Raw genomic sequence first — 16,802 nt, 5'->3', positions numbered from 1 at the left:
CCGGGCCACTCCGGCGTGCGCTGTTCGCGGCGGGGGCGGTCAGCGGAGCAGGAGGCCCGCGGCCGGCTCGGGGACCGGGGATGGCGGCTCGCCGAGCCGTAGCAGCACGAGGCAGTTGTCGTTGATGACGTCGTCGATGGTGAGCCGGACGACGCGGCTGAGCGCTTGCGCGTAGAGCAGGACGAGGGCTCCGGTGATCCGGGTCTGCACGGGAAGGCCGTGGTCGGCGAGGAGGCCCTGCACTCCCGAATCTGCCGCGAAGTGACAAATAGCTCTCCGTGGCCGATCTGACGACCTGTTTCACGGCTGCCCGCGTTCTGCTCCCGGGTTAGGAGTAGAAGCCCCGGCCGTAGTCCTCACGTGACACCGTGAAGTCGTCCGGGCGATCCCGGCGGAGCTCTTCGTAGCGTTCGGCGAAGACATCCAGCGCTTCGTGGAGGGTGCAGGCGCGTGCCTCACGGGTCGCCTTGATGGCGAAGATGATCCGGTGGTTCACGATGTCGCGATCGACGCTTTCGGGCAGCTGTTCCATAAGCCCGACAGAGTATCGACCCGAACTCGGGGTCAGCGGCCTGCGATCTCCCGACGGGCAGCATCCCAGACTTCCTCGAACTCTTGCGAGGTCAGCTGGTCAGGTTCGTAGTTCTCCCACTGCGACACAGGGAGTTCTGCGGTGACTCCGTACTTCTTCTCGTACTCGGCCAGGTCACCTGCCTGCTGGGCTCGCTGCCACTCTTCCAGGGAGGCAGCCACGATCGGGGCCAGCTCAGAACCGTGGAGCTCGACCTGCCGGGTCACCCAGCCTTCGGCATCGACCTCGAAGTAGAACCAGGTGGTTTCTTCGTCCCAGTAGCAGCGCATCCACGTCATCACCGGTCCATGATGACTGCCGCGGGCCAGGCGGCGATATCGCCCGGAGCTGGCATGGGGGCATCGCCGTCTGCTCCTCAACTATCGCCGGACTCCGGGGTCGTGCCCGGCTCGCGGAGGACGTCGGCGTAGTAGCGGCGGCGTTGCGCGAGGAGCGTGGTGACGTCGTCGTCGGTCGCCTCGGCGAGTCCCTGAAGGTGTCCCAGTAGGTTGACCTGTTGTTCGTGGCCGGAGCTGACGACGTAGTCGATCGTGCGGGTCGTTCCTCCCCCGGCGAACAAGAGCCGGTGGGGCAGACCGTACCAAGTGTCGAAGCTGGTGGTGATCGCTTGCCACAGGCGCCAGATGTCATCGGGCCGGCGGTGCTCGGCGAGCAGGAGCGCGGCGGCCTCGATGGTGTGGCTGAAGCCCCGGCAGTGGCGGTGGAACCGCATCTCCTGGTCCAGCAGGAAGCGGGCGAAGTCGTGGTCGACCGGACCCGGGCAGAGGATGAGCGCGTCCAGGACGTCCCTGCGGTCCTTCCACCACCGGTCCAGGGGCAGGCCAGCCTCGTCGTAGGCTGCTTCGAACTGCAGGAGGTCCCAGCGCTCGGGGTCCTCTGTCCACCACGCGGGTCCAAGGGTGTCGTCCTTGGGCGTGTGGGCAGCCGTTTCGTCAGGAATGGCGATCTCCCTGATGGCGGGGTGTGCGGGCCTGCGTCTGAGACAAGGCGATGCGACGCCGGGCGAGATCGACATCGACGATCTTTACGGTAAGGGCGTCGCCGACCTCGACGACACCTCCGGTCGATTCATCCAACTCGCTGGTGTGCACGAGCCCTTCGAAGCCGTCCTCTCGGCCTTCGATGCGTACGAAGACGCCGAACGGCACGACCTTGGTCACCGGTCCGGTGACCACCTGCCCGATCCGCTGCGCTACCTGCGGCCACGGGTTTTCCTGCACTGCTCGGAGAGACAGCGGCACCCGTTCCTGGACCATGTCGACGTCGAGGACCTCGGCCGTGATCGCCTGGCCGACGCTGACGACGTCGGACGGGTGGTTGATCGGCCGCCAGGACAGCTCCGGAATGTTGATCATCGCGGTGAAGCCGCCGATGTCCACAAAGGTGACGCCGAAGCTGGCGATGGACGTCACCGTGCCGGTGACGACCTGGCCGCGCCGCAGGGTCTTCAGGAACGCCCAGTTCCGGTCGCTGGGCGTCGGCTCGGTCTGCCAGCGTGCGCGGAGAACGCCGTCGCTGTCGGGCAGCACGGCGGTGAACAGCGGGTGCCGCTCATCAGTAGCCAGGGATACGACGCCCGCGGCATGCGCACCCCTGATCTGGGTCCTCACTGCCTCGAACTGGGTCTCGTCCGCGATCACGCCGTTGATCCGTCCGTCAGCGTCCTCCCAGAGGACTTCCACCAGTCCCTCCTCGGGCAGCGAGGCCATGGCCGCGTCGACGTCGGTGAGCAGGTCCGGCCAGACCGCCAGCTGGGCGCGAGGGGTCAGCTGGGAGCGCACTGCCTCGATGTTGTCGCGGGTGAGTTGGTGCCAACGGGAGGCGTTCGCGGCGTAGGTCTCCTCCAGGAACGTGGCGCGGTGGGCGCTGACCGTCCAGTTCAGGCGGGCCCAGAAGTCAGCGTCGGCCGGGCGCTGCACGTGCTGTGGGTCGTCGGGGACGAAGTCGTACGGCGACGCGTCCAGGTGTTCCGGGAACAGTCCCAGCGAGCGAGTGCGGGCCAACGCCGCTTCGCAGGGCAGGCAGCTGCCGACATAGAGGTACTGGTCCCAGCCGACGTGCACGGCGAACGCTCCGTCCGTCTCAAGGCGGCACCAGGCGCCGTTGTCGCGGAGCATGGCCCGAACGAGTTCCAGGCCGACGGCGATCGGCACCAGCGCACCGTCGTGGAACCCGCTGAGGCCAGCCGGGAACAGGCCTGCCAGGCCGCAGCCGTCCACCGGTGGCTCCAAGCTGAAGTGGGCGAAACCGCCGATCTGCGGCTCGCGGATGGCCAATCGATCGACGCCGGTTTCCTCGGCGAAGGCGGCGATGGCCTGAAGGTAGGCGGCTTCGACCGGTCCGTGGTCGCTGATCGTGGACTCGGTGCCGGTGTAGTGGCCGTGTTGATTGCGGTCGGCGGGGTCGTACTTGGTGACCCGGTAGACGTAGGGCAGCACGGTCACTGCCTGCCGGACGTCGAAGGCGCTGCTGCCGGGGTCTGGTGGCGTTCAAGGACGCGGTAGACCGTGGCGCGGCTGACGGAGAAGAGCTCGGCGAGGTCGGCGATGGTGTGCTCGCCGGACTGGTGCTGCTGAACCAGGTGGGTCTGCTGACGGGCGGTGAGCTTGGGCTGCTTCCCCTTGAGTTTGCCCTTGGCCCGCGCTACTGCCATGCCTTCGCGGGTGCGCATGCGCAGCAGGTCGACCTCGAACTCGGCGAACGTGGCCAGGATGTTGAAGAACATCTTGCCCATCGGGTCGGCAGGGTCGTAGAGGGTGCCGCCGAGCGAGAGCTTTACGCCTCGGGCGGTGAGCGAGTCGCCGATGTCCCGCGCGTCAGGAACCGAGCGTGCGAGACGGTCGAGCTTCGGGACGACGAGAGTGTCGCCGGCGCGCACCGCCGCGAGGGCCTGAGCCAGGCCGGGCCGGTCGCGGTTGGTTCCGGTCAGTCCGTGGTCCAGGTAGATCCGGTCCTCCGGGACGTCCAAGTTGAGGAGGATCTCGCGCTGGGCGGTGAGGTCCTGCTTGTCCAAGCTGCATCTCGCGTAGCCGACGCGTTCACTCATGCCCGGAGCGTACGGTAAGCCTCCGCTCAGCGTACCGATCACCGGACACCCTAAATGACTGCGGCAGCTCTACCCCTTCACCAGCCATTTCAGCCTGTACTTCAGCAGCTACACGAGCTACCCGTGGTCGGTCCAGGCACCCTCGGTCGAACCTCTCCATGACGGACGCTTCCGCGTCCGCAAACCTCGAGGCTCCGAGGTCATTGGGTATGCCCACACCGCGGACGCCGCGGTGGCCCTCGTCGTCGACAACCTCCCGGCAGGGCTCGACCCGGCTGTCGCCCACGATCAGGTCAGCTGCTGACCACCCCATTTGACCTGTAGGGCCCGGCCTCGACGGCTGCGAGGGCGGGCCGTCCGTACAGGTCTCCACTTCAAGATCACGTCATGGCCCTTTTGTGCACGTACCTTTGCTGGCCCCCTGGACCGGCTGCCGGCCGGGTGGGCGACCGAGGCCCGCACCATCGTCACGCGCTGGCGCCCGCCTGCCGCGAACACCCGCCGGTAGGCGGCGCTGGTCGGCGAGAATGGAGGCCGAGACCCGGCCGAGAGGGGGAGAGGTGGACGTGACGGCACGCGAGCCGCTGGCGGTGTTGCTGGTGGGCATCACCGGCTCCGGCAAGACCGCCCTCGCCCAGGCCCTCGCCGACCGCGGCATGGTCCGGCTGTCGATCGATGAGGAGGTCCACCGCCTTCACGGCCGCTACGGCGTCGACTACCTCGAATACACCTACTTCGAGCGCGAACGCCCCGCCGTCGACGCCATCCGCCGGCGGCTCGCCGAGCACCTGGCCGCCGGGGACGAAGTCGTCCTGGACCACGGCCTGTGGCTTCAGGCGGACCGGCGACGCCTGGAAGAGGGGTGCCGTTAACGAGCGGCGAACCAACCGACAAGTAACCCGCCAGTAGCTTTCGAACCGAAGGCGCACTGCGCGAGAGAGGAACCGGGCCGTCGCGGCCGGGGTCCTCTGGCGTTGAGGGGGCTGCCGTTACGCGGCGGCGGATCCCGGGCGGGAGCTCGGTGTCGAGCCAGGTGGTGAAGGCGAGGGCGGAGCCGCCGAAGTGTTCGCGGACGCGGGCCTGGATGGCGCGGAGTTCGTGGCCGGGGACGAAGTCGTAGGTGGTGATTTCGCCGCAGCCGCACGCGCAGTCGCGGGTGCGGAAGGGCGCCTCCTCGGGGAGGTCTCCGTAGGCGATGCTGTTGCGGGAGTCGTTGGCGAGCGGGTCGGGCTGGTTGATGTACCGGTCGTACACCGGGTGTCCAGGCCCGAGCAACTCCGCCTCCAGAGCCTTGGGGGGTCCGGTAGGGACGGACCAGAGAACCGGCGTTGCTGTCAGAAGTTTTGACAGTGCGTGATCTCAGTTGGCGGCCCCGAACGCGCTGACGCGGTTCTCGTACTCGCGGCGGGCCTTGCGCTGGGCCGGGACCGCCGCGGTGCCGTCGAGGGGCAGGCAGTGGTCGAGGAGCTGGCGGTGGACCGCTGGCACGGCGGTGACGCGGAGGGTGTAGCCCTGGCCTCGCCGTACGGCCTGGCCGTGGTCGAGCGCGGCTCGCTCGGCGTCGTCCAGCTCGGCGGCGCGGAGGAAGTCGGCGACCTTGCCGGGCATGTCGAGGGTGACGAGCAGCTCCGGGGCTGGGGCAACTTCGTCGGCGGCGTGCTCGGCCAGAAGATCGGCGACTGCGGTGCGCACGGCGCCGCGGCTGACGTTGTGCTCGCGGGCCAGGGCGGCGATGGACTGGCCCTCCAGGTAGGCGGTGCGCACGTCGGCGATCGTCTCGCCGGTAAGGGTGGGGCGGCGTCCGCCCTTGTTGCCCTTGGCCTCGGCGGCCCGCAGGCCGTCGTAGGTCAGCTCGCGCTGGAGGTCGCGCTGGAGTTCGCCGGCGGCGGCGAGGGTCTGGACCATGAACTTCACGGTGGACAGCAGTTCTCCGGTGCGCGGGTGGCGGGCGGTGAGGTCCATCGCGGAGAACGCGCCGCCGTGGATGCGCAGCGCGAGACGGTCGCGGTGCAGCACTTCGAGGACATCGAGGATGTGCTGGTTGCCGCGCACCAGGCGGAACATCTCCGAGATGTGCACGGTGTCGCCCGGCCGCGCGTAGTCGAGCAGCTTGCCGAACCTCGGGCGCTCCAGTGGGTGGAGGCGGCTGGAGGTGCCGGGCTCCTCCTCGAAGACGACCGGGTCCTCGATCCCGGCCTCGGCCAGGACGAGGTCCTGGCGGGCGGTCGACTGCTGGTCGGTCGAGACCCTCTTGTAGACCAGGTTCGCCACCGAGGGCCCGTTTCTGACGGAGGACAGAACCTACCCGTCATCAAACCCTGTCACCAAGGGCCATCGGATCCGATTGGATCGGCGGCGTCCCGAGCCCCGAGAATCCGCGGTCCATTGGACGCACACGGGCCCTGTCGTCATTCGATCGAATGACGACAGGTGGGCGGTCAGGGGCACCGGTTGTACCCCCGTACGGGTGCGCGAGATGGAGGTGGGCTGCCGGTCCGGGCGCTTCTGCGTCCGAAACGGCGTTTGGCCGGCCGGTCGCCGGTGGCGGCCCGGCGACTCCTGCCAGGCCCTCGCATATCAGGGCAGCCGGGCTTCGATGGCGTCGACGGCTGCGGGTGCGCCGCCTGCCCTGCGGACCTCTTCTTGCATGGCGGTGTGCCGCTGCCGGGTGACGGTGTCGTCGAGGAGGTCGGCGACGATGGTGCGGAGTTGGTCGGCGGTGGCGTCGGTGGGGGTGAGGGTGTGGCCGAGGCCGAGCTCGGCGATGCGTTCGGCGGTGGTCTGCTGTTCGGGGGTGTAGGGGAGGGCGAGCATTGGCACGCCCGCGGCGAGGGCTTCCATGGTGGAGTTCATGCCGGCGTGGGTGACGAAGGCGTCGGCATGCGCGAGAACGGAGGTCTGGGGTACGAACTGGTGCGCCTCGATATTGTCGGGCAGCGGGCCCAGCACGGCCGGATCGATGGCGCGGCCGACGGACAGCACGACGTGGTAGGGCTGGCCGGCGAAGGCTTGGACGCAGGTGTGGAAGAAGTCCGGATCGCTGATGATGGTGCCCAGCGCGGCATAGACCAGCGGGCGGCCCGGCGGCGTGTAGTCCTGGGGCTCGGGCAGGTTGGTGGGGCCGACGAAGGCGTAGCGGTCGTCGAAGGTCTCGTTGTGCACGTGAAATGCCTTGGGCTGGTAGACCAGGTTGAAATCGGCCGGCTTGTAGAAGTCGTGCAGCTCCATCGATGGGATGCCGTGGCGTTCAAGGATGGCGGTGAGCAGAGTGTCGAACTCCGCCTTGGAGGAGCTGCCGGCGAACATGTCGACGATGAATTTTCCGAAGTCGTAGCCCTCGCTGGCGGCGAAGGACGACCAGGACTGGATGCGGGGGGTGTGCCACTTGGCGGCGAGCATCGGCCCGTCCCAGGCGAGCCAGTCGTTGACGATCAGATCGGGGTGGTCGCCGGCGTAGCCGGCCTCGATCTGCGGCAGGGCGTGTTCGAGTTGCTTGAGCATGTTGAGGGTGGCGCGGGCGGCGGCGTCCATGCTGTCGATCACGATGGTCTCGGCCGGCGCGGGCACGTAGGGGATGGTCTGGGCGCCGGTGGCGCGGATACGCGCGGCCATCGCGTCGTCGGCGGGGAAGGTGACGCGGTGGCCGCAGGCGACCAGCTCTGCCGCGATCGGCAGGGTGGGGTTGAGGTGGCCGGACTCGGCCAGGCTGATGAAGGCGATGTGCGCCATGATGCTCGTTCCTTGATTGTCGGGTGGTCTGGCAGTTGGGCTCAGTGGGCCATGTCGTCGTGGCGGACGAGCCGAGTGCGGGGCAGGGCCAGGCAGAGCAGGGCGCAGCCGATGAAGGCGCCGATGGCCCAGGGGCCGGCGTGGGTGATGGCGTTGGTGAGGCCCTTGCCGGCGTGGGAGAAGAAGACGTTGCCGATGATGGCGACGCCGAGGGCACTGCCGAACTGCTGGGCGGTGGAGAAGATGCCGGAGGCCCCGCCGGCGAGGTGGCCGGGCACGGCGGTCAGCACGATGTTGACCAGGGAAACGATCACGAAGCCGAGGCCGATACCCGCCACCAGCAGGCCGGGCACCAGGGGCCAGGCCCCGGTGTGCTGGGCGCCCGTGTGGTCCAGGGTGCGGGTGAGCAGCCACAGGCCGCCGGCCATCGCCAGGCTGCCGCCGACCAGCACGTAGCGGCCGAACCGCGCAGCCAGGGGGTCGACCAGGGGCGCCGAGATGAACGCGCCGGCGCTCATGGCGACCATGAGCAGCCCGGCCTGGGCGGGGGTGTAGCCCTGCCCGGACTGCAGCCAGATCGTGAAGATCAGAAAGAATCCGGCCATGCCCTGCGCCCAGCAGCAACTGGGCCAGCAGGCCCGCGCTGAAGGCCCGGTTCGTGAAGAGCGCCACCGGCAGGAGCGGCTGATCCACGCGGCGCATGCCCTGCCAGCCGACCACGGCGGCCAGAGCGAGCACGCCGGCGGCGAGGCAGATCCAGCCCCACAGCGGCCAGCCGTTGGAGCGGCCCTCCACCAGCGGCAGCACGATCGCCACCAGGGGATGCGGCCAGCACCAGGCTGCCGCCCGCATTCAAGGGTCCGTCGGCACGCTTGCGCAGGTCGGGGACCCACTTGGCGCCCAGCAGCAGTACCAGGGCGGCGACGGGGACATTCACGGCGAAGACGGTGCGCCAGCCCCAGCCGAACACATCCCAGTCGGTCAGTACGCCGCCCAGCAGCACCCCGACAGCATTGGCGACGCCGGCGGTGATCCCGTAGACGGCGAAGACCTTGCCGCGTTCGGCGCCGTCGAACATCGTCCGCAGCGAGCCGAGCACCTGCGGCAGCATGATCGCTGCGGCCACGCCCTGCACCGCCCTGGTAGCGATGAGCTGGCCCGGGTCGGTGGCCACGGCGCTGCCCAGGGACGCCAGGGTGAAGGCGGCGACACCGGCCAGGAACAGCCGCTTGCGGCCGAACCGGTCTCCCAGGTGCCCCGCGGCAATCAGCGCGGAGGCGAAGCCGAGCATGTAGGCGGACACCGTCCACTCCAGCTGCGCCGCTGTAGCGGACAGGCCACGGCCAATGGACGGCAGCGCGGTGTTCACGATCGAGGCGTCGATCAGGTCCAGCAATGCCGCAACGATCATGACGATGGCCGCAGCCCACCGCTTGGGACATGGCTGCGGCACCGCCGGCGCTGCGGGAATGACCCCCCGGTCGGTCGCACTGGACATGAGTCGCTCCTTCAACATGCGCTCGGTGACGGAGGTCACCGCGGGCGCTCTGGCCGGTCCGGACATGAATCCGAACCGTCTTCCACCACCAGAGTCACCCAGACACATGCAACTGTCAAACAGATGGATGATTAATCCACTCGGGTGTGTGACAGCATGGGGTTCATGAGCACCCACCGCAGGACGCAGGGCGAGGCCGCACCCGGCCGACCACGACCGGCCCGCCGAACCCCGGCCCCGCACAAACGCCAGCGCGATCCCGAGCGCACCAAGGGGCGCATTCTCGACGCGGCGATGACGGAGTTCTCCGCCAACGGCTTCGCCGGCGCCCGGGTATCCGAGATCGCCCGCCGCGCCGGGGTGAACCAGCAGCTCATCTCCTACTACTTCGGCGGCAAGCAAGGCCTGTACACCGAACTCGGCCGCCGCTGGCGCGCCCACGAGGCCGAGGCGATCCCCGCAGGCACGCCCTTCGCCGAGATGATCAAGCGGTATGTGCGGGCGAGCGCCGACCCGCGCCTCGGCGGACGCCTGCTCGCCTGGGAGGGCCTCACCGACAGCGGCGAGGACGGCGAAGAGGCGCAGGAACGCAACGCCGGACTGCACCAGGAAATGGAACGAATTCGGGCGCGCCAGCAAAGCGGCGAACTCGACGACCAGATTGATGCGGCCACGTTGCTGCTCACCATCATGAGCGCGGCCAACGCTCTGGCGGTCTACCCGCAGATGGCCCGCGGCCTGTTCGGCGCCGACGCCACCTCCCCCGAGGTCATCGAACGCTACGCCACCGAACTCGCCCGACTACTCGAACGCCTCAGCACGCAGCAATCCGGCAGCCACGACGACCACGGGTGACGCCCAAAGCCGCCGACCAGCCCAGCACCGTCATCCGCGTCAGCCACCCGCACCGCTGGACAGGCCCGTGCCCTGATGACGCCGTTCTTCGATGGCGCCACCGCGCAACCGCCCAGCGGATCAAGCCGCCTGGCGATAGCCGTCCGCGCCGGGCGGATCACCTCGCAGCGGGCTGAAGTCGACGTCCAGGTGCGGGTCGTACGCCTCGGGCTCAAGATCGAGTTCGTGGGTGGAGTACTCGCCGAAGCGGCGACCTGCCGGGCCGCTGGGTGGACTGGGAGAACCGCGTCCCCGCCTCCTCCTGGATCTCCATCCCCTGGCGCGAGCGCGACGGCTGGCGGCACACCGGCGCCCGCACCGCCCTCAACCTGCTCCTCAAGAACGCGCACACCGAGCCGTACAACGGACCGGAGGTCGACTGGCCGTCCTGGCGGACCTTCGCCGCCGCCACCGGCGACCCGCAGCTGACCATGGCCGGGCTCAGCCCCCGACCTGTGGGCCATCGGGCACACCACCCCCACCACAGCCGCCGTCCTCCAGCAGGACGGCACCATCCACGCGGACGCCCCCGACTCCCCGTCCCTCACCACCCTGCGCGGCTGGCTGGACGCATGGGAGAAGGCGGGGCGCCCGGCCCCGAGACCTACACCCCGGCCCTCGTCCGCTACGACGACAGCCAGGGCACCAGCGGCTGGAACCTGCGCCTGGCCCCGTGAATCTCACCTGACTACGGTTCGACACCGGCGCGGGCATCCGGCGCGGTGCGCAGGCCGGTCCTTTTATCAGGTCTGTCCGCCGTGCCGGGGCGGTTCCCGGATTCCCGCGTCCGCTGTACAGCGCCGCCTCTACCGTCCAGCCCGTATGCCGATCACGGGGGTGACGGAAGGGGCTGGTGTGGGGCGGGATCTGGGTCTGGACGGGGTGGTAGACCACTTCACCCTGTCCGGCGACGAGGCGGGATGGTTACGGGCCACGCGCCTGGGCTTCGCCGTCCAGCTCAAGTTCCTGAGCTGGCGCGGACGGGTTCCCCAAGACCCGTCTGGAGCTGCCGCCCGACGCGGTCGAGCACGTCGCCAAGCAGGCCGGGGTCGCGGCCTCTCAACTGGGGTTCTACGACTTCACCGACCGCACCGCCCAGCGCCACCGCACCGAGCTACGGAAGCTGACCGGCTGGCACGAGTGCACCATGACCGATCACCTCAAGCTCGTCTCCCACCTGGTGGACGCGATCTGGCACGACGAACGGCGGGAGGAGCAGGTACGGGCCGAGCTGTTCCGGCAGATGCGGCATGAGCTGATCGAGCCCCCGACCCCGGACCAGGTCACCTCAATCATCCGATCCGCGATGCACCAGGCCGACGAGCGGGCCGTCGCCGAGGTCGCCGCGCGCCTCGCCCGGGAAGAGGAGTGTCCCCGCCGGCTGGACGCGCTGGTCTTCACCGACCCGACCACCGACGGCGACGCCACCAGGCAGGATGAGGCCGCGGCCGTGGACGGCGAGAGCGCCGAGGAGGATGACGACGAGATCGAGTCGGTGCTCTCGGACATCAAGGCCCATCCGGGCAACGTCAGCCTCAGCTCGGTGCTGGACGAGGTCTCCAAGCTCAAGCAGGTCCGCGCCGTCGGCGTCCCGGCCAGCGCGTTCACCGGCATCGGCGTGCAGGTCATCAACGCCTGGCGGGCCCGCGCCTCCGCGTCCTCGCCCAGCCACCTGCGACGCTTCGACCCGCCGGTGCGGCACGTGCTGCTGGCCGCCCTGCTGTTCCAGCGACAGCGGGAGATCACCGACACCCTGGTGGAGCTGCTGAACTCCACCGTGCACCGCATCAACGCGCGGGCGGAGAAGAAGGTGACCGAGGCGTTCGTCGCCGAGTTCACCAAGGTCCGCGGCAAGTCCGGGCTTCTCGGGAAGATCGCCGAAGCCTCCCTCAAGGCCCCCGAGGGCTCGGTCCGCTCCGTGGTGTTCCCGGCGGCCGGCGGGGAGAAGACGCTGAAGGACCTGGTCGCGGAGATGAAGGCGACCAACGCCGCCTTCGCCAAGTCCAAGCGGGAGGTGTTCAAGTCCTCCTACTCCAACCACTACCGCAGCGGCCTGATGAAGCTCCTGGAGGTCCTCGCCTTCCACTCCTCCAACGACCAGCACAAGCCCGTCATTGAGGCCCTGAAGCTGATCGAGCGGCACAAGGACTCCTCCACCACCTACCTGCCGCTCGGCGAGACCATTCCGCTCGACGGCGTCGTGCGCAAGGACTGGATGGAGTTTGCGATCTTCACCCCGGACAAGGGGCCCCAGCGCGTCATGCACACCGTGTACGAGGCGTGCGTCTTCCAGGCCCTGCGCGACCGGCTGCGCTGCAAGGAGATCTGGGTGGACGGCGCCGACAAGTGGCGCAACCCCGACGAGGACCTGCCGCCCATGGAGGCGAGGTAGGCCGTGCTCTCCGAGGCCGGATCCTTCGGGGCGCCAGCCAGTTCGGCGGCGTCCGCGGAGTCCAGCTGGCCGGTGACGTCACGGAAGGCGAAGCCGTCGATCCCGGTTGCGGTGATGGCGTGCGTGGCGGCGGCCGAGCGGGTGATGGAGCGTGCCTCGCGGTCGCAGGCCCCCTCCATCACGACCCCGATGTTCCGGGTGGTGGGCGATGCTCCGCAGTCCGGGGCCGAATAGCTTCGCCCGTCGTGGCGCCGGAAGTTGAGGCCGTACTGGGTACGGACCACCTCACCGCCATGCAGCTGGTAGCTGCGGTAGGAGCCGTAGTGCAGGCAGTCGTGCGCGTAGGCCCTCAGCAGGTCCAGGACGGCGAGTGCGGGGACCTCGGGGGCGTCCGCGTTCATGCCGCCGTACATGGTGATCACGGCCTGCATCTGCAAGTGCCGGTAGCCCTGGTTGGGGTGGTGGAAGCCGCCGAAGGCCCCAGGGCGGGTTGAGCGGACGGCGACCAGGACCCGGTCGAGCGGCAGGAGATGGCGCAGGCCGAGCTCGGCGTACCGCTCGCACAGTAAGTCGCGGCCGTCGTTGAACGGAGAGACGTCCACTCCCGCCTCCTGCCACCGGCTCAGGGCCCGCGGCAAGGGCAGGAAGGTGTGTTCGGGGTGCTGCCCGGTGAGGTCGTCGGAGGTGCGCAGCCGCGTCAGGGCTGTCAGCAGCGGCGCGGTTTCGGGGCCGGCCAGGTGCTCGTTGGGGGCGAGGAGACGGCCGGTCAGGCCGTCGTCTTCCCGTGGATCAGAGCCCGGTGCGACTCCTGGAGTCCCTCGGGTAGGGAGTCCGGGGAGAACCATGATGCCTCCAAGATTTCGAAGGAGTCGATCTTGAGGGTTCCTCCGACCAGCTGGGCCTCGTAGGCCACTTCGAGCCGGAGCTTGTAGCCGCTCTTGAGGTGCACGAGCCGACCGGCCTTGACGTCGAGACCGGTCTCTTCCTTCACCTCGCGAGCGATGGTGAGCGGAAACTCCTCGCTCTTGATCGCATAGCCCGTGGGCAGCCCCCAGGGCCGGTCCGCAGGCCACATACGGTGACGCAGGAGCAGGACATTGCCCTGGTCATCGCGTACGACGCCGGTCACGCCGACCATGAACTTGGCGTGCGCGAGCCACAGGACGCGCCACTGCATCGGGCCTCGGATGATCCGCCACAGCCGGGCGACGATCCGCTTCATCTGGAACCTGCTTTCGGTGAGCTGATGGGCCGTGAGCTAGGCGGATCACAATGACGCATCCCGGGTAATCGTCCAAATGCGCACCGTGAGGCTCAATGTGGCCTAGGCCACACTCCACTGTCAAGAGTGCATGGTGGACTAGGGCACCAGCCAATGGGGTGAGTCTGCGCTACGCTGCGAAGTGGCCTAGTGCACTGCCTGAAGGAGAGTCAGAATGCCTCCCGAGATCGCACATTCACTGCCGCCGTACATGCAGGTGCTCAACTACCTGCGCGACCAGATCGTCAGCGGCCAGCTGGCCGAGGGCGACACCGTCCCCTCCGAGCGCCAACTCGCAGCGGACTGGGGCATCTCGCGCGCAACCGCGGCCAAGGTGCTCAACGAGCTACGCCACGAGAACCTCGTGACCCCCAAGCAGGGCGCCGGCACCATCGTCAGCGCCCGAGCGACCTTGCATCACTCGCCCTCTGACCGTTTCCACGCCGCTCAGGCCACGGGACGCATCTATCCGCCCGGTCACTACGCCAAGATCCTTTCCGCTGAAGTTCAGCCTGCCCCGGCTCGCGTAGCGCTCGCCCTCGGGGTCGAGGAGGGCGCGGACGTGATCCGGCGCCAGCGGGTGACGTACGGCGAGGACGACGCCCCGGTCTCGTCCTCCACCTCGTGGTTCATGGCCGAACTCGCCGATCGTGTCCCTCAGTTGCTCCAGACCGAGCGCGTCGTCGGCGGCACTCCGAAGGCCATCGAGGAGCACGCGGGCTGGTCCTGGCAGGACGGCCAGGACCTGGTCGGTGCCCGGGTGGCAACGGACGAGGAAGCTGACCTTCTCGGGATCACCGAGCGGCCGGCTGCCCTGCTCGTCGGGTACAACAGCCTCTTCGACGCCGAGAGGACGGTCATCGAGTACGGCGAGTACATCAGCCACGGCGACCGGTACACCTGCTACACCTACCAGCGCCCCCGCGACTGACGACATCCTCGGAGACGATCGGTGATCACGTGCGGGCATAGCCGGGGAGCGTCCAGTGCATGAGGACAGTCCTGAAGGTGAGGGCCCAGTCGTCTATCTGCTGGTCGGATTGACCGGGGCGGGAAAGACGACGTACGCCCAGCGGAAGCTGGAACCCGCAGGCGTCGTGCGCCTTTCGATCGATGAGACCGTGGCCCGCGATCACGGCCGCTACGGCGTGGACTACCCGGAGAACGAGTACTTCGAGCGGGAAGCCCCTGCTGTCGCCGAGGTCCGCAAACGGTTGGTCGACCTCGTCGGCCAGGGCCGCGATGTCGTTGTGGACCATGGTCTATGGACCCGGCAGGCCCGTGAGGAGTGGCGGAAGCTCGTCGAAGACGCCGGCGGCAGGCCGCGGCTGCTGTACTTCCCCGTTAATCAGGAGGAGTTGCTGCGGCGGCTTGCCGTGCGGAATCTCCGGGCGGACGCCAACGCGCTCGCCGTAACAGAAAGTGCCTTGTCGGACTTCGTCGCGCGCTTCGAGCCGCCCCGGGGCGAGGGCGAGGAGATCGTCGAACCAGGTTCGTTTTGAGCATCGGCAGCCCGCGTAGGGGACTGAGCCGGGCGGCGGGACCATTGTCCTGCCGCCCGGAGGCACGGTGGGCTCCTCAAAACGGCGAGACGATTCTGCTGCCGCCGGTTCGCCTTCTTCTTCAACTCGATGTTCTCGTGGTAGAGGTTCGCGGTCACGGCGGCGAGAGCATCGAGTTTGTCCTGCAACTCGCTGGCCTTCGCATTTGCCTTGCGGAGGCGGCTCCTCAGCTCGGCGATCGTCTCGTCACGTTGAACCTCCCCGGGCGTGCGGAGGACGGGTCTGGCCACCTGGGCGTTCCATTCAGCCAGGATGTCGTCGGCGCGGTGGACGGTGGCATGGCTGACCTGAGCCTCCCGAGCCAGGTTTTCCTTGGTCAGGGCGCCGTCGCAGCGCAGGGGCTGGCCGGCCAGGAGCCGGGCCATGGCCTCGCGGAGCTTGGCCGCTGTGGCTTCGGATACCGGCATCAGGCGCTCACCTTCAACTTCTCGATCTGTGTGATGCCCGTACGCACCTCGGCGAGCCGGCTCTCGACCAGTTCGCGTCGGGGCTTGGACAGCTTCGTGTTCAGCAGGGCCATCAGTTGGTCCTTGTCGAGGCGCCATATGCGCTCGTGGGCCAGGGTGAGTACCGAGTTGCGGCACCGGGACGGCTGGCAGGCTCCGAGCAGTGGCTCCTGGCCCCGCTGCTCGGGAGGGAGCTGGTTCTGGCACTCCGCGGTGGGTGCGTTCCACAGACAGTGGTTGATTGCGCCGAGGTGGAGGTTGGCGAACTCATCCCGTAGGAGGGTGATCTGCAGCCGCTCGTCGGCGACCTGGGCCCGCAGTTCCGGGTTCTGGTTGATGACGTCGTTGACCTGGTCGAGGGCGGCATGGAATCGGGCCGCACCGGGGCCAGCCGCCACGATCTCCCCGCGGTGGCGGGCTTTGAGGAGCGAGACGAGTTTCTGCGCGGCAGCGGTCTGCAGCTGGGTGTCGAACTCCTTCGCCCACTTGGCGTCAAGTCGGCCGTAGGCACCGGTGAGGCCGTTGGCCCGAGCTCGGCGGGCGGCGTGCTTCAGCTGGATCCCCAGCGCGATCTCGCCGTCCGGCTGCTGGCTGGCGATGATCGACATCGTGCGGGACGCTGTCGATCAAGAGCGTGGCGCCGTCGCACTGCCCGTCGCGCCAGGCAGCGAGCGTGACGTCCACCCGTCACAAAATCGCGCTCTACCAGCGCGTACGACGGCTCTGCGTCACGCTACACCGAGCCTCCAGCGTCCAAGATCATCCCGTGGCGGCTTTTGGGCTCACCTTGGCTGGACCCCCTGTTCAGCCAGTGCTTCCATGATCGCCACAACGTCCAATGCATGTGCGGCACCTCGGCATGCGAGTCCACCAGTTCCAGGGGCCAGGCCGACGCGGCTGGGGGGTGAATTTTGGGGCGTTGAGACAGCGGACTTCGCTTCTGACTCCCGTGATTGGCGGTCTGGCTCGGCGCGCTTGCCTGTCGCCTCCGTCGCTGTGCCCGGACCTGTGAGAGCTGCGCTGGTGGGGGCGTCGAGGAGCCGGGGCCGGTGGTGGCTGAAGAGGGCTGGGTCGGGGGACCGTAGGTGGTCGTCCTTGCGGCGGATGAGGATGCGGCCGAGGGCTCACATGTCGGCGGGAAGGAACCGATGGTCTGGGTGGTTGCCTGCATGTGCTGTGGGCGGGTGCCCTGCCGCCAGGGGAGACTTCCGGCTTCCTGCACCGACTGGCTCAAGAGGTGAAGACACCGCGACCTGCCACCGCAAGGAACTTGGTGTTGCCCTCGAGCCCGGCCTGGTTCAAGTCCTCCTGCAGCCAGGAGAACGGTTCCTCAAGTATCGGGGTCGCCAGCCTCACCGGTGCCGGTCAGCTCGTGAGTCGCA

At 68.6% G+C, this 16,802-nt stretch carries 19 protein-coding genes and 1 pseudogene; 7 read left to right on the top strand and 13 right to left on the bottom strand.

What is annotated here, in order from left to right:
- Window positions 1–39 precede the first annotated feature (39 nt).
- The 6 genes from ACIHFE_RS29805 to ACIHFE_RS29780 all read right to left on the bottom strand — a co-directional run bounded on the left by ACIHFE_RS29805 (window position 40) and on the right by ACIHFE_RS29780 (window position 3,638).
- Complete coding sequence (locus tag ACIHFE_RS29805; RefSeq protein ID WP_400111473.1) at window positions 40–210, bottom strand: hypothetical protein; 171 nt, start codon at window positions 208–210, stop codon at window positions 40–42.
- Window positions 211–328: 118 nt separating this feature from the next.
- The gene (locus ACIHFE_RS29800) at window positions 329–532 is read right to left on the bottom strand and encodes a hypothetical protein (RefSeq protein WP_400111471.1); all 204 of its coding nucleotides are present in this window, start codon (window positions 530–532) and stop codon (window positions 329–331) included.
- Between the two features lie 32 nt (window positions 533–564).
- Window positions 565–873 (bottom strand): hypothetical protein, encoded by a 309-nt coding sequence (locus tag ACIHFE_RS29795; RefSeq protein ID WP_400111469.1) that lies wholly within the window; start codon window positions 871–873, stop codon window positions 565–567.
- Window positions 874–947: 74 nt separating this feature from the next.
- A complete protein-coding gene (locus ACIHFE_RS29790) occupies window positions 948–1,607 on the bottom strand; it encodes a hypothetical protein (protein WP_400111467.1) in 660 nt (219 codons plus the stop codon).
- Window positions 1,525–3,030: a S1 RNA-binding domain-containing protein gene (locus ACIHFE_RS29785; protein WP_400111466.1), complete on the bottom strand. Its 1,506-nt coding sequence runs from the start codon at window positions 3,028–3,030 to the stop codon at window positions 1,525–1,527. The genes ACIHFE_RS29790 and ACIHFE_RS29785 overlap by 83 nt, the downstream gene beginning before the upstream one ends.
- Before the next feature lie 2 nt (window positions 3,031–3,032).
- A complete protein-coding gene (locus ACIHFE_RS29780) occupies window positions 3,033–3,638 on the bottom strand; it encodes a recombinase family protein (RefSeq protein WP_400111464.1) in 606 nt (201 codons plus the stop codon).
- Between the two features lie 58 nt (window positions 3,639–3,696).
- On the opposite strand from ACIHFE_RS29780, the gene ACIHFE_RS29775 reads away from it, so the two are divergent.
- Both ACIHFE_RS29775 and ACIHFE_RS29770 read left to right on the top strand, forming a co-directional pair.
- Complete coding sequence (locus tag ACIHFE_RS29775; protein WP_400111598.1) at window positions 3,697–3,942, top strand: DUF6193 family natural product biosynthesis protein; 246 nt, start codon at window positions 3,697–3,699, stop codon at window positions 3,940–3,942.
- Between the two features lie 262 nt (window positions 3,943–4,204).
- The gene (locus ACIHFE_RS29770; RefSeq protein ID WP_400111462.1) at window positions 4,205–4,510 is read left to right on the top strand and encodes an AAA family ATPase; all 306 of its coding nucleotides are present in this window, start codon (window positions 4,205–4,207) and stop codon (window positions 4,508–4,510) included.
- Window positions 4,511–4,997: 487 nt separating this feature from the next.
- Here the strand turns inward: ACIHFE_RS29770 and ACIHFE_RS29765 are convergent, their stop codons facing one another.
- The 4 genes from ACIHFE_RS29765 to ACIHFE_RS29750 all read right to left on the bottom strand — a co-directional run bounded on the left by ACIHFE_RS29765 (window position 4,998) and on the right by ACIHFE_RS29750 (window position 8,865).
- A complete protein-coding gene (locus ACIHFE_RS29765) occupies window positions 4,998–5,909 on the bottom strand; it encodes a recombinase family protein (RefSeq protein ID WP_400111460.1) in 912 nt (303 codons plus the stop codon).
- A gap of 306 nt (window positions 5,910–6,215) precedes the next feature.
- On the bottom strand, window positions 6,216–7,367 hold the full coding sequence (locus ACIHFE_RS29760; protein WP_400111458.1) for a macrolide family glycosyltransferase: 1,152 nt from the start codon (window positions 7,365–7,367) through the stop codon (window positions 6,216–6,218).
- Between the two features lie 41 nt (window positions 7,368–7,408).
- The gene (locus ACIHFE_RS29755; protein WP_400111456.1) at window positions 7,409–7,972 is read right to left on the bottom strand and encodes an MFS transporter; all 564 of its coding nucleotides are present in this window, start codon (window positions 7,970–7,972) and stop codon (window positions 7,409–7,411) included.
- Window positions 7,954–8,865 (bottom strand): MFS transporter, encoded by a 912-nt coding sequence (locus ACIHFE_RS29750; RefSeq protein WP_400111455.1) that lies wholly within the window; start codon window positions 8,863–8,865, stop codon window positions 7,954–7,956. The genes ACIHFE_RS29755 and ACIHFE_RS29750 overlap by 19 nt, the downstream gene beginning before the upstream one ends.
- Window positions 8,866–9,030: 165 nt before the next feature.
- Here ACIHFE_RS29750 and ACIHFE_RS29745 point away from each other — a divergent pair, with 165 nt between their 5' ends.
- From ACIHFE_RS29745 to ACIHFE_RS29735, 3 genes and pseudogenes are all read left to right on the top strand, one after another.
- Window positions 9,031–9,720, top strand: a complete 690-nt coding sequence (locus tag ACIHFE_RS29745) for a TetR/AcrR family transcriptional regulator (protein WP_400111453.1) — start codon at window positions 9,031–9,033, stop codon at window positions 9,718–9,720.
- A gap of 269 nt (window positions 9,721–9,989) precedes the next feature.
- Window positions 9,990–10,436: a hypothetical protein gene (locus tag ACIHFE_RS29740; protein WP_400111452.1), complete on the top strand. Its 447-nt coding sequence runs from the start codon at window positions 9,990–9,992 to the stop codon at window positions 10,434–10,436.
- Between the two features lie 320 nt (window positions 10,437–10,756).
- A pseudogene (locus ACIHFE_RS29735) lies at window positions 10,757–11,050 on the top strand (DUF4158 domain-containing protein); the annotation flags it as partial.
- A gap of 869 nt (window positions 11,051–11,919) precedes the next feature.
- Here ACIHFE_RS29735 and ACIHFE_RS29730 read toward each other — a convergent pair.
- Complete coding sequence (locus tag ACIHFE_RS29730; protein ID WP_400111450.1) at window positions 11,920–12,996, bottom strand: hypothetical protein; 1,077 nt, start codon at window positions 12,994–12,996, stop codon at window positions 11,920–11,922.
- Complete coding sequence (locus ACIHFE_RS29725) at window positions 12,918–13,373, bottom strand: NUDIX domain-containing protein (protein WP_400111448.1); 456 nt, start codon at window positions 13,371–13,373, stop codon at window positions 12,918–12,920. Before ACIHFE_RS29725 ends, ACIHFE_RS29730 begins: the two co-directional genes overlap by 79 nt.
- Window positions 13,374–13,587: 214 nt before the next feature.
- On the opposite strand from ACIHFE_RS29725, the gene ACIHFE_RS29720 reads away from it, so the two are divergent.
- Entirely contained in the window at window positions 13,588–14,343 is a 756-nt protein-coding gene (locus ACIHFE_RS29720) for a GntR family transcriptional regulator (RefSeq protein ID WP_400111446.1), read from the top strand.
- Window positions 14,344–14,398: 55 nt separating this feature from the next.
- A complete protein-coding gene (locus ACIHFE_RS29715; protein WP_400111444.1) occupies window positions 14,399–14,914 on the top strand; it encodes an AAA family ATPase in 516 nt (171 codons plus the stop codon).
- A gap of 466 nt (window positions 14,915–15,380) precedes the next feature.
- Here the strand turns inward: ACIHFE_RS29715 and ACIHFE_RS29710 are convergent, their stop codons facing one another.
- A complete protein-coding gene (locus ACIHFE_RS29710) occupies window positions 15,381–16,028 on the bottom strand; it encodes a hypothetical protein (protein WP_400111443.1) in 648 nt (215 codons plus the stop codon).
- Window positions 16,029–16,802: the final 774 nt, after the last annotated feature.

This window comes from Streptomyces sp. NPDC052396 (assembly GCF_044593195.1).
In the GTDB taxonomy this organism is placed as follows: domain Bacteria; phylum Actinomycetota; class Actinomycetes; order Streptomycetales; family Streptomycetaceae; genus Streptomyces.
This window is presented reverse-complemented; position numbering and strand designations above follow the sequence as displayed.